The following is a 20,759-nucleotide window of genomic DNA, read 5'->3' as shown; positions in this document are numbered from 1 at the left end:
CTCAAGGATTCGCTACGCCGGGCTTACGCCCGTCCTTGACCCGCCAAACCTACCCACTCAAAATTCAAAAGAGGCCAAAATCAGTATGGCTTCTTCGACAGACTTGAGCAAGACTAGGAAAAACATCTAAAGGAGACATCTGTGAGCGCAGCACGTATTGGCATGATCGGAATCGGGCAACTTGGGCTGCCGATCGCAACCAACCTTATGGCAGCCGGATTCTCGGTCGTCGGCTTCCGACGAACAGACCGGGCCGAGTTCGTCGCGAGAGGGGGAGTCGCAATGGACGAGCCAGCAGAAGTGGTCAAAGCATGTGACGTACTGCTGCTGTGCCTGCCGGGTCAACAAGCTCAGCTTGAGGTTCTGGACGGGCCGCGTGGAGTCCTCGCTGCCCTCTCCCCCGGCCAAACTGTCATCGAACTAGGAACATACAGCTGCGAATTCAAGATCGCCCAAGCTGAACGCATCCTGCAAACGGGCGCAAAAGTGCTTGAGGTAGAAGTCAGCGGGTCCCCCAGTATTGTTGAGCAGCGAAAGGCCGCGCTCTTCATTGGTGGCGACGAAGACGTTCTTACATCTGTAGAAACGGTTCTGAACGCGATTTCATCGGTTCATTTTCACATCGGTGAACTCGGATCAGCGGTCAATATGAAGCTGATCGCCAATTACCTACTGACCATTCATACGCTGGCTGCGGCGGAGGCCATCAATATGGGCGCGCGTGCCGGATTCAACCCTCATCGCGTGGTCGAAATAATCAAGCAAAGCGTCGGCAGTTCCGCGATGTTTGCGATTCGAGGCCCGATGATGGCCTCGCGCACGTTCTCTCCGGCTCCCGGTCCATTCAGTACGCTGGAAAAATATCTGGAGATGGCCGGCCAGCTTGCGTCCGACCTTGGATGCGCTACTCCTCTTTTTTCCACTGCGAAACGCTACTTCGAGAAGGCTTTGGACGATGGTATGGGCGGCGAAGACATCTCTGCTGTCATCAAGCTCATCGAGGCTGAATCAACGCGCGACTGATACCCCATCCTCCCTGAAACAACGCGGAACTACCCCAGATGAAGTATCAACTTTTCTCATATTCGCTTGATGGATACGAGCGGCAAACTGGCATTACTTTCGGCTCTGCTCTGTACAGCCTGAAGTCTTGTGCCGTCGCCTGCGACATGGCAGTTGTGGGCGACCAGACCTTTGATCGGCTCATCGCCGGCTGGAGTATCTTCGGACCGAAACTTACGCAGTTGGCGAACGATCTGTACCAAGGCAAGGCTGACCAGATCAAACCGCTTGATATCGCGACGATAAGCTTTCTCCCCCCGTTCGAGATGCCCGGAATCATCTATGGCGCGGGAGCGAACTACAAAGACCACGTTGAAGCGATGTCCAAAGCCTTCAATATGAATCTGGAGACCGATCCCAAGGCTGCCGGTGTAAATCCCTGGCATTTCCAGAAGGCCGGGCGAAGCACCCTCGCCGCTCACGGTCAAGCGGTGACGTACCCGGCTCACACCGAGAAGCTCGATTATGAAGCGGAACTCGCTGTCGTCATTGGCAGGATGGCCCGCTTTGTTGACGTGGATGACGCGTTGCAGTACGTCGCCGGGTATACCTGCGCCAATGACCTCTCCGCCCGCGATAATTTGCGTCGGGAGAATGTCGATCCGTCGTCGCCTTTCCGTTTCGACTGGATCGGTCACAAGTCCTTTCCCGGCTCATGCCCTTTAGGCCCATTCTTCACGCCGGCGGAGTTTATCGCCACCCCCGAAGATCTCGACATCAAGTGCTGGGTCAACGACGAACTCAAGCAGGATTCAAACACGTCGAACCATCTCTACAGCGTGGCGGAACAGATCGCCTACTTGAGCGAACGAGTGGAACTGTATCCCGGCGATGTCATCCTGACAGGCACGCCAGCCGGTGTTGGCATGGAGTCTGGTACGTTTCTCAAACGTGGAGACACGATTCGCGTCTGGATTGAAGGTATCGGGGATTTGCAGAATAGGGTCGTCTAACGCTTCGGATAATCACCATCTCTTTGTCGCGATGCGTTGCGACGGGCAAACTGCCGCAGCGCATGAAACCGGAGGAGCATGCTCTCGTAAGGGGCACGCTACCCCTGTTTCGCTCCCGGACACATCATCACGACTTTAATGCGACGGAAGAACTGCCTCGCGGCGAGACGATGCTGTCTGGTGGAAGAAATCCCGCTTCCTGGATACACGCACTCGCTTGCCTCACTTAACGTAACCACGACTGGGGTCCGCAAAGGCTCGCTATTATCTAAAACTTAGCCGCAGCCTGCAGCCAGATGCGATCGCCGCGAGCACGGTTTCGCACAAGTGTTTCATGCTGCCACTTGACGACGACACCCCACGTCTTGCCGGGCTGAAATTTGAAGAACGGCCCGATTGCGACAGCCTGTCCTTTATTGCCATCTACAGCCACCGTGCTTCCACCTTGCCTGTCATCGGTAGTCTGCTTGTAGGCGTATCCGCTCACGCCGACCTGCCATGCCGGCGTGATGTTGTACGCGATGTCATAGTCGAGGTTCATCTCCTGACCGGACGTGTAATCCGTATCGTGGTTCCGACCGTTGAAGATGTAAATAGCTTTGCCGTTAACCTCCCATTTCCCGCCTAAAAACAGGGTAAATGCGTACCACGGACCAAAGGCCCAGTAATTGCGTCCAGGATTGAACAGATTCGTCTTGTTATAGACGCCTGTTGGGACAAAGGCGTCGAAGCCAGCAATCTGATTCAGGTAGGCGCCATGCCATCCAAGCAGAAATGGCGACAAGGTCAGGTCGCCAAAGCCCGACTCACGGCCAGCCTTATGCACACTGCCCTTCGGCGTTGCAACATTGAATTCAACGCTCCCCTTGATATACGGTAGAGCAAAACGACTCTCGACATCGGCACCAAGGATTTCTATCCCCGAGTACACGTAGTCAACACGCAAGGAAGCAGCCTGAACGTGCAGGTCGAAATTCGACAACCCGGCCTTGTCATTGCCGTTATTGCCGAGCGTGTGCGCGGCGTCGTAGTTAGAAAGATAGACGTAGCCATATAGGCCAGGCGGCGGCATCATCCCGGACAACACGGTATTGACGCCAACCGGATAGGAAGTCCCACCGCCCTCAGTCGCCACGGCTGACGTGGCACTGCATAGCCCACTTGCAAGCAGGCCAACGCCGAGCATTCGGCTCATCGCTCCCGCAAACCACTGCGTCCTGATTTGCGGGCTAACACGTTCACATGCCGCGTGTTGTTTGCGTTCGCGCAGCACCCTAAGTTTCGTCTGCTTCATGTCGTCTCCTCTTGTGTCAAGAGCGGCTGATCTTTGGCTGCATCGTCAATCGCCAACGACATCTCCAGAGAGAGCCGTCGTGCATGCGATGGCAAGCAGAGCCGCTTCGAAAGGGACGTTAAACAAACAAAACCTATTTAACCAACAAATTGTCTAAATGCGCCTGATTCATGCCGTGAATTCAGCTCGACCGTCCTAGCTATGACGTAGTCCGGCCCCGGCCATCATGAGTCGAACTGCGTGATCGACCCGACCAGAGATTTCTTTCCTCGACGGTCGGGCACGAATCCCGAGCAACATCTGTAGCTGGAACTCCGCAGTCAGCATGTCGATGAAAAGAACAGAGAGTTCGTTCGCCTCGACGATCTTGCTCGATACTCCTTCGCGTTGCCGGAGAACTCTCGCGACATCGCTATAAACCCGAGCAGGTCCGGCGCTATAAAAGCGGTTTGCGATTTCTGGAAAACGCTTTCCTTCTGCGACCACCAGCCGATGCAAAGCGAGCGCATCGTCGCTTAAGACGGCGTTGAGGAACGAGACGCCAATTTGACGAAGTGCTTCTGCCATAGGAAGTTCGTCAACGTCGAACAATGAGACCGACTGCAGGATCTTCCCGCATAGGTGTTCGACGCATGAATGAAACAGGTTGTCCTTGGCACCGAAGTAGCTGTAGATGGTCGCCTTCGACCCTCCAGCTCGAGCGACGACATCATCGAGAGTGACAGCGTCGAAGCCCGATTCGAGGAACAGCGTCACTGCCGCGTCGAGAATGGCAGCCCGCTTCGCCTCGGCTCGGCGGCTTGGTTCAGTGTCCGACATGGCAGGTATCTCTCAAACTCAAGGTTGGCAAGAAGTGACGGATGGTAGCAAAACGACGATGGCGCCTCACGTCGGCTCCCCAGTCATACCTGGGTAAACGTTAAGCGCGGCGCGCTTGTACCCAGCAGCACCACGCCCTATAGTAACTGTACTGAACGTTACAGTACAAATGGAGATTGGAATGATTGAAGACATTGCGTACGTGCACTACCGCGTATCGTCGCTGCAAAAAACTGCGGAATTTCTCCGCGATTTTGGCCTGCTTGAAGCAGGTACCGTTGGCAACCGCCACTACTGGAAAGGACGCGGTTCGTATCCTTTCTGCTATGTCGCCGAAGAGGGCGAACCCTCGTTCGTCGGTATCGGTTTTCGTGCCGAAAGCGTTGAAGCACTGAAGGCGTTGGGCGAAAGAGAAGGCGTGCCTGTGGCCGACAGCGATGCACCCGGCGGTCACAAATCAATTCGGCTTGTCGATCCTGACGGCTGGGAGATCGAGATACTGGCCGGTGGTACGCCGACGGCTGCAGTCCCGGCGGCTCGCGACCCGATGACGATTAACTACGGAGTTACAAAGAATCGAATCGATGCCTATCAACGTCTTCGCGTCGAACCGTCTGAGATTCTTCGACTCGGCCATCTCGTGCTGAACGTCACGGATATCACCAGGAGCTTGCCTTGGTATCAGGAAAAGCTCGGTATTCTGGTATCCGATGAAATTTACGATGATATTCACGATCGGCCCTTCGGCGCATTCTGTCGCCTGAATCGAGGTGAGACCCCGGTCGACCACCACAGCCTCGGGCTCTTTGGAATCGGAAAGAAAGGCATCCACCACGCGTCGTTCGAAGTTCAGGACTTTGATGCGGTCCAGACGGGGCACTATGCATTGGACAAGAAGGGCTGGAAACATCAATTTGGCATCGGTCGACACGTTATCGGCAGCCAGGTTTTTGACTATTGGCGTGATCCCGACGGTTTCCGGGTCGAGCATTTCTGTGACGGCGACATGCTGACGTCTGCTCCGCAACCGCATCGAACCAACCTTACTTCTCCTGAAGCTGTCCATCAGTGGGGGCCCGAAGTCCCTCAAGACTTCTTTGATTGAGGTGAAGCATGGCGAGTAATGTCAGGGAACGGGTGGCCGGCCTTCTCGGACTCCCACTTTTCGCAATCTTGAGTAGCGACGTGGAGGATCCGCAGGTCCTCGAGCCACACCTGAATGATCACCTCGACTACATGATCGGCCTGGAGAAACGCGGACTTCTATTTGGTTCCGGGCCGTTCAAGAACTCCCGAGGTCACCTCACGGGCGGCGGACTGACCATCGTACGTGCTCCGACATTTGAAGATGCCCGTCGACTTGCAGAACAGGACCCATTCGTAAAAAGCGGCCTCCGGTCCTTCGAGGTACGATCCTGGACTCTGAGCGAAGGCAGCCTCACATTGACGATCAATTTTTCCGATCAGTCGGTGAAGGTGGTCTGATCAGGAAGCCGAGGCATTGCCTCGGCTTTTTAGCTTTACACTGAACTCCAGATCGGAATGGTGACCACTGTGACGTACAACTTTCCCGCACACCTTTGTTAGCCGAACGAGCAAGTCTTTTGCATACGGCTGTGGGCATCTTCCGGGTTTGACTCTGGGCTCTTTTCACCGGTCCGCCCGGAAACTCAACTGCTACCGCCCCACCTACCGCAGGGTCTCCCAGGTCTGGATTGCTGATTTATGGCGTTTGTGGCGGACCATCGTCCTCGATCGCGCCAAGATCGACCCGCACAAAAAAAGGGCGCACTTAGCGCCCTTCTACTCATTCGGTAACGACACCTACTTGCTCTTTAGCGTCACCACATGAGGGCCCGACCTCGCTGCATCACCGCTGCATAAGCAGTAAAGCGACGGCAGGCAGTTACTGCGACGCTGGGACTGTACTGTCGCGTGCGGCAGACGCAGCACTTCCCCCTAGCTGTTTCTTCGCTTTCTTCCTGGCGTGCCGTGGCGGCACGTAAACAGACGAACCCAAGACATTTTCGACGACCTTTGGACCGCTTGCGGGTATTGCGGACGCCTGGCCGTACGCTGCGCTGGCCACAACTGCTTCGACACAACATAGTATCAACGATACTGTCCACGCATATTTCGTCATACATCTCCTCCTTGTTTGTTGAAACGGCCGCCCTTGACGAAAGCGCCAACGAGGCGAGCATTCTGAATCTACCGACCGTAGATAGGGATGTCGAATTGATGGCTGACATACGGGCTATTGGCGCAGTAAATACAACATTGAGCAGTGCTTCCATCTATTTGAACAAGGGCCCCCTATTAGATGGATTGGGTCAACAGAAGCTGCGTCAGAACGATGGATGGCATTCGAACCTGACTTGTGATTTGTGCTGCCGCAGCGCTTCAATGCCATCTATCGTTTCAAGCTTAACGCTCGCTTGCATGCCACGCCGCTCACAATAGCTCTGCGCCTGGCTAACCGCCCTGTCATGCGCACGTGCCCACGCCAAACTTCCGCCTGCCGCAGACGCAGATACCTCATAAGTGTCCGGATTGTCCGTTGCCGTTACATCGGTAGCTGAAGCGCAGCCCGCCAGCGCCAGAAGGGCAACTGAGCAGGACACAAATCGAAACGCCTGACAAGACCTGGTGAAGCTGTTTAAGAGAAGCGCCTGTATTTCAATGTATCGCGTGGATATCATCTGACGAAGCTCGCAAAATAGTCCGGTCCGTTATTCAAACGCGCATCACGGTGGGTGGTACACCGCCCTCACCCGGCGATTCCAATGCGGCAGTGACTGTCGGCGTACCGTTCCAAAGTATCTGTTTCCCAATCGGGGGCGTCGAAAGGAGTGCGCGCATGAAACTGCTAGCGAGATGTGAGCGGAGCCCAAGATTCGACGGCAGGTCCAGCTCAGTGGGCACCAGCCGCCGCGGCACCGGCGCCGCCACCCTTGCCGGGTTTCGTCACCCAGATCAACGGAATAATCGCAATGAAGATCACGGCCGACAGCCAGAAAATGTCATTGAGACCAAGCATCGCCGCTTGTGCGTTAAGCGAGTTCTCAAACGCCGCTAGCGCTTGCTGCGTACCGCCACCGAGCACGCTGTGCAGCGAGTCGAGCCCTCCAATGAAGGTCGGGTTGTTGACGCTGGTCTGCTCGGCGAGGCGTGCATGGTGCAGGATCGTGCGATCGTTCCAGCCAGTGCTAAACAATGACGTGCCCACCGCACCCGCAAAAACCCGCGCGAAATTTGACAAACCGGCAGCCGCAGGAATTTTGTCCCCGGGTAGACCGGACAGAATGATCGCAGTCAGCGGCACGAAGAACAGCGCGGTGGGGATGCCTTGCAGCAGCGTCGGAATCACGAGCGTGAATGTATCGACACCGGTCGTATAGTGCGAACGCATGAAGAACACTCCCGCGAAACCCAGAAATGCGAGCGTGGCCAACACGCGGGCGTCAGACCTCGGCATGATCTTAGCCATTACCGGTGCGAGCAACACTGCGAAGACGCCAAGCGGCGCAGTGACGAGCCCGGCATCCACTGAGCGGTAGTTCAGATATCCCTGCATCCACTGCGGCAACAATACCAGGTTCGAGAAAAACACCGCGTAGGCGACCGAGATCGCCACCGTGCCGCCCAGAAGATTGCGCCCGGCAAAGAGCCTCAAATTGACGATCGGATTCTTCTCGGTTAATTCCCATATCAGAAAGAACACGAAACTGATCAACGAGAACACGGTCAACGCGACGATTACCGGTGAGTTGAACCAGTCGAGGTCCTTGCCTTTGTCGAGCATCACCTGCAACGAGCCGACCCAGGCGATCAGCGACAGCAGACCGACTTTATCGATCGGCAGACGCTTCGTTGGCGTTTCACGGTCGCGGTAGATCGCCCACGTCACGCCGGCGGCGAACAGGCCCACCGGGATATTGATGTAGAAGATCCACGACCATGAGTAACTATCCGTGATCCAGCCGCCCAGCGCCGGGCCGGCAATCGGGCCGACGGTGGCCGTCATCGCCCATAACGCGAGCGCGGTTGAGCTTTTTTCCTTCGGATACGAACCGAGCAGGATCGCCTGCGACAGCGGAATCAGCGGACCGGCCACCGCGCCCTGGATGATCCGCGCGGCGAGCAGCACCGGTAGGTTCGGCGCAACGCCGCACAACCAGGACGACAGCACGAACAGCAGGATCGCCCAGACAAACAGCTTGATCTGCCCGACGCGCTGGGTGAGCCAGCCGGTAAGCGGAATTGAAATTGCATTAGCGGCGGCGAAAAGCGTGATCACCCACGTGCCCTCGTCCACCGATACACCGAGGTTGCCGGCGATGGTCGGAATCGCGACATTGGCGATCGACGAGTCCAGCACGTTCATGAAAGTGGCCAACGCCACCGCGAGCGTCGCCAGCGCCAGCTTGCCGCCGGTCAGCGGCGCGAGTGCAGCGGGATTGGTGGATTCATTCATTTCATCACCCATCATGAGAAGCGAGGGTCAGCGTCGCCAACAGCTATCTGACCAGTCAGCCAATTCGATAAAAAAATTTGAGTTCTTTCCTACATTCAGCCGGCACGGCGTGAGGCGTCGCGGCGCGCGGCGGTCTTTTGCGGCGCGGCTGATGCAGCGAGGCGCGAGGCCGGCAGATTCTGCGCGATGATCTGGGCGATCTCCGCATCGGCAGCCGCACCGTACTGTGCGAACACATCGGTGCGATACGTCGTGTTCGTGGCAGCGGCGAGTTGGGTGCCCGACTCGTCATGCGTGTCCACCTCGACCTGCATCGACAGACCAATCCGCAACGGATGCCCATCGAGTTCACGCTGATCGAGTCGCACGCGCACCGGCAGGCGCTGCACCACCTTGATCCAGTTGCCGGTGGCATTCTGCGCAGGCAGCACCGCGAAGGCTGCGCCCGTGCCGGCGGAGAAGCCCTCTATCGTGCCGTGATACTTGACACTGGAGCCGTAGACATCCGCCGTGAGCGTGGCCGGCTGGCCGATTCGCATGTGCGTGAGCTGGCCTTCCTTGAAGTTCGCGTCCACCCAGACTCCATCGAGCGGCACGATGGCCATCAGCGGCGAGCCAGGCGCGACCCGCTGACCCACCTGCACCGAACGCCGCGCGACATAACCAGTGACCGGCGCGGGCAAGGTGTTGCGCGCATAGTTCAGATAGGCATCACGCACCTTCGATGCTGCAGCCTGCACGTTTGGATGCTGTTCGATGGTGGTGCGGTCTGTCAGTGCATGATTTGCTTCGGCCTGTTGACGGGCGGCGTCGAGCGCGGCTTGTGCGGAGCTGACGGCGTCGCGAGCATGGGCGATGTCTTCGCCCGACACTGCGCCGGTTTCGGCAATCGCCTGACGGCGCTTCAGGTCGTCGTTGGCGCGGACCAGATCGGCCTCACGCTGGGCGATGTTCGCCGCGTAGAAATCGTTGTTCACATACAGGCCGCTGACCTGCCGAACCGTCTGACCGAGCGTCGCCCCTGCGTTCGTCAGCGCGATCTTTGCATCGGCCGCGTCCAGCATCACTACAGGATCGCCCTGCTTGACGACCTGCGTGTCGTCCGCATTGACTGCGACCACGGTGCCGCTGACCTGCGGCGTCAATTGCACGAGGTTGCCGCTGACATACGCGTCGTCGGTGGATTGGTAGAAACGCCCCACCGTGAAATAGTAAGCGCCAAAGCCAACGCCTGACGCGACAACGGCGGCCGCAAGCAGCGCCAGCATCAGCTTGCGCTTACGGGGACTCTCCAACTTGACTGGTTCTACCTGCGCCGTGGTGCGCTCGGTGGTGGTCGTATCGCTCATTTCAATAACTCCTGGCAGTATATGAAGGTGCCGCGACAGTCGCATTAGCGCGCGGCGACGACTGGGTTGGTTTGGATTGCAGTTGTGTTTGAGGTTGCAGTTGAGCTGCTCGAGGCGGCAGTACCGGTGTCGACATACCCGCCACCGAGTGCCGCAGCCAACGCGATCTGCTGATCGCGGCGGTTCATCTTCAGGTTGGCCACTGCCTCGTCGGCGGCGAGCGCATTGGTATCGGCGTTCAGCACCGTGAGCTGGTTCGTGAGGCCGGCCTTGTATTGCGTGAGCGCCAACTGGTCGGCACTGTGCGCGGCGCCCCGGGCGGCTTCTGCATCGCCGAGCTGGGCGTCGGTCGAACGGATCTGGGCGAACTGCGTGGCAACTTCCGACAGCGCCGTGACAAGCGTCTGGTTGTAACCGGCCACCGCATTGTCGAAGTCGGCGTAACGCCCTTTCAGTTGCGCCCGCAGTTCGCCGCCGTCGAAGATCGGCAGATGGATCGCCGGGCCGGCGTTGGCGGTGCGGCTGGCGGCGGTCAGCAAGCGGCCGAAACCGAAAGCATCCAGGCCAATAGCGGCGCTCAGGTTGATGTCGGGGTAGAACTCGGCCTTGGCTTCCTTCACGTCGTGCGTAAGCGCATCGACGCGCCAGCGTGCCGCGACCAGATCCGGGCGGCGGCTCACGAGATCGGCCGGAACGTTATCGGGCAGCCGAACCTCGTCGCCAATGCCGAGCGCAGGCCGGGCGATCGACAGGCCGCGGTCCGGACCCGCGCCGAGGAGCGCGGCCAGTTGATAGCGCGTCGTGACGATGCTGCCGTCGAGCGACGCCAACGCAGAACGGCTGCTGGCAAGGTTTGCCTGCGCGGTCTTGCGCTCCACTTCGGTGTCCAGCCCGTTGGCGATACGGCCGGCCGTAATGCGGTCGATCTGCTCGCGCTGCCCGACTTCCTGTTGCGCAATGTCGCGCAACGCGTACAGGCGGGCGAGCTGGTTGTAGTTGCGGGCGATAGCCGAGGTGAGCGTCAATTTGACGACCTCGGCATCCGCCTCGCTCGCCTGCAACTGCGACATGGCAGCCTTGAGCGCCTCGCGATTCTTGCCCCACAGATCGAGGTCGTAGGAGGCCGACAGCAGCCCCTTGTTTTCCGACTGCCACGAGCCGGCATACGGCGGCGGGACCAGAGCGTTGGCTGAATACTGCTCGCGCGTGAACGAGTAGGTAGCGCCGACTTTCGGCAGCGTGTTCGACGTTGCCGTCTCCGTATACGCGGCGGCAGCCGCGACACGGGAACGCGCCTGAGCGAGCGACGGACTGCCTTTCAGTGCTTCTGCCAACAGGGCTTTTAACTGCGCGTCGCCAAACTGGTCGGCCCAATCGGCGGCCGGCCAATGACCGTCGTCAGACGGAATGCTCTGCTGGGTAGCGAGCGTTTGCGGCCCGGTCATTTGCTTGTCGCTCGTAATGCCTGCGTAGTTCGCGCACGCCGACAACACAGCGGCGAACATCACGGTGACGCAAGCCTTCACCACTCGCCCACCGGTTACCGCTCCATTTAACTGTGATTTCATTTTCTGACCTGTCTGATATATAGGTAAAAAAAATGCCGCTCAGTCCTCAAGGAATTTGTTAAGCAGGCGGCCCAGTTCGTTAAATTCTTGCTTGGTAAAGCGCTTCAGACGGGCATTCAAGACAACCGGTGCGATCTCCGGGAGTTGCGCGGCGACCGCTTTGCCTTTCTTCGTCAGCGTCAGGTTGACCACCCGGCGATCTTCCAGACTGCGCGAGCGCTCGAGCAAGCCCTTGTTTTCCAGTTTGTCGAGCAGACGGGTCATCAGGCCTGTATCGATACCCAGCAACTTCGACAACTCAAACGGCGTGGAGGCGATCCCGCTACTCATCGACAGCAGGATGCCCATCTGCTGGGTGGTGATCTCCAGGTCCTTCAAGGCATTGTCCATCTCGGCCACTAGAATGTTTCGGGCCTTGTTGATCGAGAAACCAATGCTCTGCGCCGCCAGGAAGTTGTCCTTCGTGTAGTGGTCCATCTTCCGCTCCTTAATCGACAGACTCAACATTATCTGCAACATCAGATACTGTCAACCAAGGTACCGAAATATTTTTTTAGGGTCAATCTGTGGGTTTGCACCGAATCCTGACCTGGGTCCGGGTGCAGGTCGATGCACCAAACTTGTTCATGACGGGCTTCGGGGTGTCAATTTCGGCAGCCTCACGATCACGGCCGCCTTCCTTGCCAAGCCATATCGCTCTAACCTTGTTCCATACGTCTTTGCTCAGTAGTGAGCGAATCATCCTGCCTCGCTTTCGCAAAAGGCAGGATGTATTCACTTTTAGCAAATGTAGACAGACCCTGAGGCACTTCGCAAAAAATAGGCGCCTCTGTATGACCTCAGTTGGCTACAGCGCGCCGCTGGCTTTCGCACTTCTTATGCCATTCAGCGTAGCATCGACGGCCGCAACATATGCCGTCTCCATGGCTTTGCGAAGTACTTCCTCTTCTGGACTTCCAGATTCCGCCTCCGTCAGCTGAAATGCAAAACTGAACCTGACGCGCAAGTCATCATCCGCGCCCAATATCTCATTCACAATGATGCCATCCGCGTCGCCAGATAGCCGCAGAAACACGACCTTCTTTTCGGGATAGAAAGTGATGCGTTCGCGGGCCGGCTTTCCTTGAAATTCGATGTCTCGAATCAGACCGTTATCAGTCTTTTCGACCACATCGCATTTGCTCATGCCTTGAACAAATGGCAATGCGTTCTCCGCTTTCATTTTCAAGCCCTTCCACAAGTCGCTCCGAGAAAGCGGAGTAAGACCGGGTTGGTCAGGATTAACCTTCAATTCTTTAGAGACCGAAATCATATATTTACCCTCCGAAATAACTTCAGGATCGCGTACTTCTACGCGCTAATACACGGTGCTTCTTATGCCTGCAACCTCACCAAACGGTTCGGCAGGGAATGGCCGCCGATACGGACGGCGATGAAAAGCTCGCTCATACCGTTCTTCCTCAGTGGCGATGTCGTACATGATCCGGCAAACTGGATTCGGGATAAATCCGGCAAGATGGAAATGATTGATTCATTAATGGAGCAATCGTTATAAATTGCTTAGCGACACGGCCTTGTTCGTCGAGGTCGTCAAGGTGGTGAGCTTTCGCGGCGCAGCCGAAGCGATAGGCGTACAGAACTCGACTTTGTCTTGGCGAATCTGCCCTTTGGAGAAGGCGATCGGCTAAGTGCTCTTGCGCTGCACGGCGCGCAAGATCGAACTGACTGACGCTCGCCGGCTCGACGCAAACGTATCGTCGACGAGGCGTGGCTCGCACGAGCACTCGGCGAAATACTGGGGCACGCGAAACAAATTTTTCTTCGGCGATACACCAACGCTCGCAGACTGTTGCCTCGTGCCGCAATTGTTCAATGCACGGCGTTTTGGCGTCGACATGGATCGCTTCCCGACACTTCGCGAGATCGAGAAACACTGTGAAGAGATCGACGCGTTTCGCAGGGCTCACCCCGCCAGACAGCCGGATTCCGAATAATGCATAAATCTCGTTTATTCGAACCTATTAATAGAGCGTGCTGGCGTGAACCCAATCCGCACGCAACAATTCAAGAAATCCTCTGATCCGCTCCGTTCAACCGCGAAGGCGTATTCAAGGTCGAAGTCAGGACATGCATTCGCTGGCAGGAAGCGTCGCGGTGAGCATCCACATTGCCGACCCATTCTCACACGCGCTGTGAATAGCGCGGCCGCACGTTCACTTCAGGCGGCAACACACGTCGCTCATCCCCTCCGTGTCCACACACAAGGACGTTGAATGAAGTACCAACTTTTCTCATACGTATCCGATGGCGGCGACGTCCGTCCTGGTGTGCTCACTCGCGACAACCTTTATGACCTGCGCGACGTGGCAAGTCGACTTGGTTGCGACCTGAAGCCCAATATCACCGTTGACGACCTGTTAGAAGACTGGGCCCACTCGCATGCGACCTTGTTGACGATCGCGCAAGCGCTGGCAGGCGACACCTCGAAATTCGACGCCTTGTCCGATGATGCAGGGAACGTGCAAATCCAGGCTCCCCTCCAACGAGCGGGCGCGATATACGGCGCCGGCGCCAACTACCGGGATCATGTAGAAGCCATGAGCCGTGCCTTCAACATGAATCTCTCGCTGGATCCACGCAGTGATGGCATTCCGCCATGGCACTTCATCAAGGCGCCGCGCGCGACGCTAACGGGCCATGGCTCGGCGATTCCGTTCCCCGCCAACACCACGAAGCTTGATTGGGAGGCAGAGCTGGCCGTGGTCATGGGTCGAACTGCCTCGAATGTGTCCGTCGACGAAGCGCTCGACTACGTGGCCGGTTACAGTTGCGCGAATGACATTTCGGCGCGCGACCACCTGGTCCGGCAAGAGGTGGATCCGACCTCGCCTTTCCGGTTCGACTGGATTGGGCACAAGTGCTTCGCCGGTTCCTGCCCGCTAGGCCCCTTCCTGACACCCGCCGCGTTTGTCGAGTCTCCGGAAGCGCTAGACATCAAGTTGTGGGTCAATGACGAACTGAAGCAGGACTCCAACACGCGCAATCATCTCTATACCGTCGCAGAGCAGATCGCCTATCTGAGCCGACGCCTTGTGCTCTATCCGGGCGACATCATTCTTACCGGAACGCCAGCTGGAGTCGGTATGGAAAGCGGCACATTCCTGAAACGAGGGGACGTCATTCGCGTGTGGATCGAGGGACTCGGACAGTTAGAAAATGCGGTTCTCTGAACCAGACCGGCAACATCTCCGCCAGCCAAAAGTCTCCGAAAGGGACTTCCTAAAGCGAACGCATCGGTTTGAGCCATCGTCATGAATACCGCCCCACCCTCCATAAAGCCGCCGAATGGCGACAGCAGGCGCAATATCATCGTCGCCTGCGTCATCCTCGTTATGGCTGTGGTGATGGGGGCGCGATACTTCCTGCAACTGGATACAGAACGTACCGAGGATGCTTATGTGGACGGCAATGCGGTGCAGGTTACTTCGCAGATCACCGGCACCGTCACGGCAATCCTGGCAGACGATACCGACCACGTTGCAGCAGGTTCGGCGCTCGTCAAACTGAATCCCGTGGACCAGGAAGTCCAGTACGAACGAGCAACTGCGGCGCTCGCCAAAGCGACGCGCGTCGCGCGAGCGCAATACCACAATGCAGTGCAACTGCAAGCGGAGCTCGACCAACGCCGCAGCGACATGACCAAGGCAAAGGCCGATCTTGCACGTCGCATGGAAGCGTCGCCTGCAGGCGCTGTCTCGCGTGAGGAAATCAATCACGCCGAAGACGCGCTAAAAACCGCTAAGGCCGCTTTGGATGCCGCGCGGCAGGCGCTCGCGCAAGGGCAGGCAACGGTCGACGGAACGACATTGAGCACCAACCCGGAGGTACTGGCCGCCGCCGCGAACCTGCGTGATGCATATATCGCCCGCGAACGGACGAAGATTCCCTCCCCGGTGGCAGGAACAGTCACAAAGCGAAGTGTTCAGGTTGGCGAAAGGATCAACCCCGGCGTGGCGCTGATGTCGGTCGTGCCGCTCGACGCGCTATGGGTCACTGCCAATTTCAAGGAATCGCAACTCAAAGACTTGCGCATAGGACAACCCGTCACGCTCAACGCTGACGCCTATGGCGGCGACGTGGACTATCACGGCAGGATCGTCGGTATGGACGCCGGTACCGGAAGCGCCTTCGCGCTGCTCCCAGCTCAAAACGCGACTGGAAACTGGATCAAGGTGACTCAGCGTGTTCCGGTGAGAATCGCGCTGGATCCGCGCGAAATCGAAAGCCATCCGCTACAGGTGGGTCTTTCGATGCATGTGATCGTCGATACGCATGACCGCAACGGCCCCACCGTCCGGCACAACGTTTCTCCGTCGTCCGCGTACGTGACCAAGGTATTCGACGCGGAACTCAAGGATGCGAGCACCGCCGTGGAGACCATCATCCGGCAAAACGATGGGATAGGCCTCCAGACCGCGGCCACCTATAGCTCGCGCTAGGGTCGTAGTTATGTACCGAAAGCACGCGGCGCTGCTATGTACCGTCTGCCTGCTGTGCGGGCTCGATTTTCTACAGACGGGGATGCTCGCGTTCGCCACCACGCCGATACGAAATGAAATCTCGGCCAGTCCTGAGGAATACAGCTTCATCGCGTCCCTGTACGCATGCGTGGCGGTCGTGGTCATCTCGATCCAACGCTGGCTCGTAGAGCGTGTTGGATGGCGCAACTATGTCGCTGGGTCGATCGCGATATATGTCGTTGGTGCTTTGGTGTGCAGTTCCAGCAGGCAGGCCGAGTCGTTTGCCGTGGGACGCGTCGTTATGGCCTTGGGTGGGGCGTCGTTTATGACGAGCGCACGCGTGATGGTCAACCTGATTCCGCCCGGTCCCGGTCGATTTGTCGGTATCAAAGTATTTGCCGTCGGACTCGCTGCCGGAATGGCCGCTGCGCCGCTCGTTTCGTCGCTCGCAGTAACCTACGATACGTGGCAGGCCATCTTCTGGGTGCTGATCGCCGTCTCCATCCTGGCCGGCGCTCTGGCGTTTTCTGTCCTACCCGCATTACCGGCCCCCGAGGAAACCCGAACGCGCACTACGGCCGGCCGTGTGCTTCTCCTGAGCGTTGGATCGTTCGTGTTGCTCTATAGCTTACAGCGGTCGTACTACGATTTTTACACGAGTCCGTTTCTACTCATTGCTTTCGCGTTGATAGCCGCACTCTCCGTCTACACTTACTTTTCGGTAGAGCACAGCGACGAACGCCCGCTCCTGAAGATGCGCGAACTGCTCGCACCGCGCTATGGCTATGGCGTGATGCTGTTCTGCTTCTGCTATGTGATCGTCGGGGCGAACAACACCATTCTGCCGTCCTTTCTGCAGACCGGTTTGGGCTATTCATGGCAAACGATTGGTCAATACCAGTCGCTAGGCCTGACGGCATCGCTCATTACCTGGCTGGTGATGGCCCAGGTTGTTGCCCGATACCCCGCGCCAAAGAAATTCTTTGTTCTCGGCTTCCTCGCCCTCGCAGCGTTTGGCTGGCAGCTATCCTCACTGCCCCCGACAGCCGAGATGCGGACGCACGTCCTGCCGGCGCTTGCCTTCAATGGGTGCTTCACGATGCTCGTAATGGCGACAACGGCAATGCAAACCTTCCAGGACGTCGGACACGAAGAGGTCCTGTTTGCACATGCCCAACAGGTGAAGAACATGGCGGCTCAGGTCTCGAGCGCAATGGGCATTGCGCTCGCCACGATCTTCTCCCAATGGCGCAGCACGGTTCACTACGGCAATCTCAACGTGAGACTGCAGAACGGAGACCCCGTGTTCACGGCGACGTTGCAGCACCTGAGCAGTCTTTTCGCCCTGACCCATGAAAGTTCGGTGTCCGCGAAGATGGCCGTGGCTTACTACGCGCAGGAGATCAGTCGTCAAGCAAGCCTGATGGCAGGTCTCGAATATTTCTGGCTCGTTTCGTGGGTCGCCGCCATTGCTGCAATCGTATCGGCACTGCAGCGCATCTTTCGGTAGGACATTGCTGTTCTTTATACAGAGCCCGAACGATCCATCGATCAGTCTCTCCTCCGCACACAGGACCGCACAATGACGAGCGTGATTTCACCGTTGCTTCGGCCGCTATCGCGATCAGTTGCAATCGCTGCGGCGACAGGACTCTCCTTCGCCGGTTGTGCGAACTATATCGGTATCAAGAGCGACAAGCAGATGTCGACGGCGGCACAGTACGAGTCGACGCAGAGCCTGCCTGGCGAGGGCGGCCTATGGCCGTCGCTCGACTGGGCGAAGCAGTTCGGCGATCCTCAACTGCCGACGCTGATCGCCGAGGCGCTGGAAGGCAGTCCGTCGATCGCACAGGCGCAAGCCCGGATCGCGAAAGCGGCGTCATACATCGAAAGCACGAAGTCAGCGCTCTATCCGAAGGCCGATGCCGGCTACTCGTGGACCCGCGAGCTTTACTCGTCAAATGCACTGTTCCCGCCGCCCTATGGCGGTGCATGGTACAGCGAGAACAACGTGCTCGCGAGTGCATCATGGGATCTTGACCTGTGGGGCAAGAATCGCGAGCGCCTCGGTCAGGCCTTGTCGCAGGAGAAAGCCGCACAAGCTGAGATGCAGCACGCGCGCGTGACGCTCGCCGCATCGGTGGCACACACCTATAACCAGCTCACGCAACTCTATGCGCTGCGCGATATCGCACAGCGCGAAATCGCGAACCGCAAGACGATTGTCACCATCACCAACGGCCGAGTGGTCGCGGGCCTCGACACCAATGTCGAGAAAGAGACCGCGAACGGCAATATCGCGACGACCGAGGCCAACCTGACGGACATCGACGGCCAGATCAGGATGGTGCGCTACCAGCTCGGCGCGCTGCTCGGCAAGGGGCCGGACCGCGGTCTGCAGATCGCGCAGCCGGTGATGAGTCCGGATGGCGCCGTCGCGCTGCCGGACAACCTGCCTGCCGATCTTCTGTCACGCCGCCCGGATATTGTCGCCGCGCGCTGGCAGGTCGAGGCCGCGATGCACGATATCAAGGAAGCAAAAGCAGAATTCTTCCCGGACATCAACCTTGCCGCAGGTTTCGGTTTCGACGCATTTGGCTGGGGTCGCTTTTTAAACGTGGCAAGCCGACAGATCCAGTTCGGCCCAGCGATCCACCTGCCGATCTTCGATGCCGGCGCGCTGCGTTCGCAATTAAGGGGCCGCTATGCCGACTTCGACATGGACATCGCGAACTACAATCAGACGCTAATCAACGCGCTGTCGGATGTCGCGACCCAGGTGTCATCGATCCGTACGATCGATCAGCAGGCGGGCGACGCGCAGCGCGCGCTCGATGCGTCGACCAAGGCGTGGGAGCTTGCGGTCGTCCGCTACAAGACGGGGTTATCGCCGCAGCTACAGGTGCTGACAGCCGACCAGAACCGGCTTGCCGCCGAGCAAACGGTCACGAACCTCAAGATGCGGCGTCGTGATATGCAGATTGCGCTGATCAAAGCACTCGGTGGCGGCTTCGACGCGAAAGACGTGGGACTCGCGCCGTCGGTCGAGCCGGGCACAAATAGCGCACCACAGAACGCCAGCGCCACGCTACTTCCGGCGCAGAACATATCTCAGAAGCCATCCGCGGCGAGGACTGCCGGTGCGTCCGCGGCCGCATCGAACTGAACCTCCCCTGCCACACCGAGGTCTACGCCTCACACGGCGATGACGTCAAGTTCATCAAGGTCCCGTCCAGCAATTACTGCGGCGCCAACTGCCAGCTGCGTCGTTCACGATGTCAGATTCCTTCGCCTGGAGGACGGCATGTCCCACCAGATCACCGCGATGTTGCTTTGCCTCCATTAGCACTACCGTGCGCGGACGTCAGCCCGCGCGCTTTCCCGCTTAGTGCTGCGCCCTATCCAAGGCCTCTGCGGAGAACTGATCGTACGTCACGCCCTTCTTGTCGGTAATGGCCGGATCCGAGAATTCCAGCGTCGCATGCTTCGCCTTGAAGTCGATGAAATTGCCTGCCATGGGCACAAAATATTTGTCCCCGGTCGACTGCCCCTTCTCCATGGCGAACTGGAAATTGATCTGCCGCCAATATTCCCCCTTCTTGTCGTATACCTCGCCCTGATAAATCACCGGCACCTTGGTATCGACGTACACCACCTTCTTGCTATACGGGTGCTCGGACGGCGGCGTGCCTTCGACAACCCACACCTCCCGCGGCGCGTACCGGTCCGCGATGTTCCAATACGGCGCTTCATTGCGGAGCTGCGGAAACTCCTCTGCGCTGCCCGCTTTGGACGCATTGCGAGCCAGTTTGAAATCGGTCGATGCGAGAATCCAGCGCTTCCCGATCAACTTGTTCTGCTTGTACTGGGACGGTCGCGCGTTGTAGACATACAAGTCGTCCTGAAGCAAGTCAAAGCCGCCAATCGGATCCATCCACGCGTTGCCCGACAACCGGCGCGTACGACGTGCGGACTTGATGTATGCCCACTCATCCTCCACGCGACCCGGAACGTCATAGCGAATTGTGAAGGTTCCAGTTCCCTTGATGTCTTGTGGTTCGACACCTACAAATATCGTCTTGGTCAAGACGTCCGCATCCCCCAGCACGGGTTTCTCCTCGCCAAAACGTCCCTTGTTGAAAAGCCGTTCGAATAGCCATTTCTGACCAGATTCGTAGCCAGACGAATTGACGGTGACAAAGTACACACTGTTGTACACGTCCTTTCCGAACACCGAACCGTAATAGACGTTCCACAAAGCCTTGTCGCCTGCGTTCGGGTCCGACTCGGATATGGTTGGAAACGGCATACCGGCTACATGGCCGGTGACCTCACGGGTCGCCGGATCAAACTTCACGTTGGCCGCGTTTTCCTTGGTTGCCGCAATGTACTTCGGATCGAGCGAGGGCTCGGGCGAATGAGCGAGCGTCAACTTCAGGCCCGTGTTCTGAATCTGCCATCCCATCTTCTCCGTGATCAGGCTAGCGATGGTATGCCCTTCGAAGGTATCACCCTTGACCTTGTCAAAATTCTCTTTCGATAGAACAGTGCCATCCGGTAACTCTGCGGCGTGTACGGCCCCTCCCACAATACAGATTGAGAGCACGGTCGCAGTCATGGAAGTTTTGTGATTGAAACGTTGTAGTGGTCAAGTTATTTCGGACAGGCAGATAGGTTCTTTCACTGTCGGTTTCGCCTCGTAGGCAGCGGGCGACAG

The 20,759-nt window shown here is 57.9% G+C and carries 17 protein-coding genes and 2 pseudogenes; 11 read left to right on the top strand and 8 right to left on the bottom strand.

What is annotated here, in order from left to right:
* Positions 1-135: 135 nt before the first annotated feature.
* The 3 genes and pseudogenes from AC3WLT_RS35230 to AC3WLT_RS35220 form a co-directional block, all read left to right on the top strand.
* Positions 136-615: pseudogene (locus tag AC3WLT_RS35230) on the top strand (NAD(P)-dependent oxidoreductase); the annotation flags it as partial.
* Positions 592-1,023, top strand: a complete 432-nt coding sequence (locus tag AC3WLT_RS35225) for an NAD-binding protein (RefSeq protein ID WP_492596207.1) — start codon at positions 592-594, stop codon at positions 1,021-1,023. The pseudogene AC3WLT_RS35230 and the gene AC3WLT_RS35225, both read left to right, overlap by 24 nt.
* 38 nt (positions 1,024-1,061) lie before the next feature.
* Entirely contained in the window at positions 1,062-2,015 is a 954-nt protein-coding gene (locus tag AC3WLT_RS35220) for a fumarylacetoacetate hydrolase family protein (RefSeq protein ID WP_492596205.1), read from the top strand.
* A gap of 268 nt (positions 2,016-2,283) precedes the next feature.
* Here AC3WLT_RS35220 and AC3WLT_RS35215 read toward each other — a convergent pair whose 3' ends face one another.
* Together AC3WLT_RS35215 and AC3WLT_RS35210 are read right to left on the bottom strand one after the other, a co-directional pair.
* Positions 2,284-3,309, bottom strand: coding sequence for a SphA family protein (locus tag AC3WLT_RS35215; RefSeq protein ID WP_492596204.1), 1,026 nt, complete (start codon positions 3,307-3,309; stop codon positions 2,284-2,286).
* Positions 3,310-3,504: 195 nt separating this feature from the next.
* Positions 3,505-4,128: a TetR/AcrR family transcriptional regulator gene (locus AC3WLT_RS35210; RefSeq protein WP_492596203.1), complete on the bottom strand. Its 624-nt coding sequence runs from the start codon at positions 4,126-4,128 to the stop codon at positions 3,505-3,507.
* Positions 4,129-4,309: 181 nt separating this feature from the next.
* Between AC3WLT_RS35210 and AC3WLT_RS35205 the strand changes: the two genes are divergently transcribed.
* Together AC3WLT_RS35205 and AC3WLT_RS35200 are read left to right on the top strand one after the other, a co-directional pair.
* Positions 4,310-5,233 carry a VOC family protein gene (locus AC3WLT_RS35205; protein WP_492596202.1) on the top strand — a complete coding sequence of 308 codons (924 nt, stop codon included), beginning with the start codon at positions 4,310-4,312 and terminating at the stop codon, positions 5,231-5,233.
* Between the two features lie 8 nt (positions 5,234-5,241).
* Positions 5,242-5,613, top strand: a complete 372-nt coding sequence (locus tag AC3WLT_RS35200) for a YciI family protein (protein WP_492596201.1) — start codon at positions 5,242-5,244, stop codon at positions 5,611-5,613.
* A 1,429-nt stretch (positions 5,614-7,042) separates the two neighbouring features.
* On the opposite strand, the gene AC3WLT_RS35195 is transcribed toward AC3WLT_RS35200, so the two are convergent.
* The 5 genes from AC3WLT_RS35195 to AC3WLT_RS35175 form a co-directional block, all read right to left on the bottom strand.
* The gene (locus AC3WLT_RS35195) at positions 7,043-8,605 is read right to left on the bottom strand and encodes a DHA2 family efflux MFS transporter permease subunit (RefSeq protein ID WP_492596200.1); all 1,563 of its coding nucleotides are present in this window, start codon (positions 8,603-8,605) and stop codon (positions 7,043-7,045) included.
* 95 nt (positions 8,606-8,700) lie between these two features.
* A complete protein-coding gene (locus AC3WLT_RS35190) occupies positions 8,701-9,954 on the bottom strand; it encodes an HlyD family secretion protein (RefSeq protein ID WP_492596199.1) in 1,254 nt (417 codons plus the stop codon).
* A 44-nt stretch (positions 9,955-9,998) separates the two neighbouring features.
* On the bottom strand, positions 9,999-11,522 hold the full coding sequence (locus AC3WLT_RS35185) for an efflux transporter outer membrane subunit (protein WP_492596198.1): 1,524 nt from the start codon (positions 11,520-11,522) through the stop codon (positions 9,999-10,001).
* Positions 11,523-11,561: 39 nt separating this feature from the next.
* On the bottom strand, positions 11,562-11,999 hold the full coding sequence (locus AC3WLT_RS35180; RefSeq protein WP_492596197.1) for a MarR family winged helix-turn-helix transcriptional regulator: 438 nt from the start codon (positions 11,997-11,999) through the stop codon (positions 11,562-11,564).
* A gap of 370 nt (positions 12,000-12,369) precedes the next feature.
* Positions 12,370-12,834, bottom strand: coding sequence for an SRPBCC family protein (locus tag AC3WLT_RS35175; RefSeq protein WP_492596196.1), 465 nt, complete (start codon positions 12,832-12,834; stop codon positions 12,370-12,372).
* Between the two features lie 283 nt (positions 12,835-13,117).
* Here AC3WLT_RS35175 and AC3WLT_RS35170 point away from each other — a divergent pair, with 283 nt between their 5' ends.
* The 6 genes and pseudogenes from AC3WLT_RS35170 (at position 13,118) to AC3WLT_RS35145 (ending at position 19,208) form a co-directional block, all read left to right on the top strand.
* Positions 13,118-13,210 carry a hypothetical protein gene (locus AC3WLT_RS35170; RefSeq protein WP_492596206.1) on the top strand — a complete coding sequence of 31 codons (93 nt, stop codon included), beginning with the start codon at positions 13,118-13,120 and terminating at the stop codon, positions 13,208-13,210.
* A gap of 114 nt (positions 13,211-13,324) precedes the next feature.
* Positions 13,325-13,516 (top strand): annotated as a pseudogene (locus AC3WLT_RS35165) (glutathione S-transferase C-terminal domain-containing protein); the annotation flags it as partial.
* A 279-nt stretch (positions 13,517-13,795) separates the two neighbouring features.
* A complete protein-coding gene (locus AC3WLT_RS35160; protein ID WP_492596195.1) occupies positions 13,796-14,752 on the top strand; it encodes a fumarylacetoacetate hydrolase family protein in 957 nt (318 codons plus the stop codon).
* Between the two features lie 81 nt (positions 14,753-14,833).
* Positions 14,834-16,021 (top strand): HlyD family secretion protein, encoded by a 1,188-nt coding sequence (locus AC3WLT_RS35155; RefSeq protein ID WP_492596194.1) that lies wholly within the window; start codon positions 14,834-14,836, stop codon positions 16,019-16,021.
* 10 nt (positions 16,022-16,031) lie between these two features.
* Entirely contained in the window at positions 16,032-17,552 is a 1,521-nt protein-coding gene (locus AC3WLT_RS35150; protein WP_492596193.1) for an MFS transporter, read from the top strand.
* 72 nt (positions 17,553-17,624) lie between these two features.
* Positions 17,625-19,208, top strand: coding sequence for an efflux transporter outer membrane subunit (locus tag AC3WLT_RS35145; RefSeq protein WP_492596192.1), 1,584 nt, complete (start codon positions 17,625-17,627; stop codon positions 19,206-19,208).
* Between the two features lie 219 nt (positions 19,209-19,427).
* Here the strand turns inward: AC3WLT_RS35145 and AC3WLT_RS35140 are convergent, their stop codons facing one another.
* On the bottom strand, positions 19,428-20,660 hold the full coding sequence (locus AC3WLT_RS35140) for a DUF1329 domain-containing protein (protein ID WP_492596191.1): 1,233 nt from the start codon (positions 20,658-20,660) through the stop codon (positions 19,428-19,430).
* Positions 20,661-20,759: the final 99 nt, after the last annotated feature.

This window comes from Paraburkholderia sp. FW306-2-2C-D06C (assembly GCF_058781505.1).
This window is presented reverse-complemented; position numbering and strand designations above follow the sequence as displayed.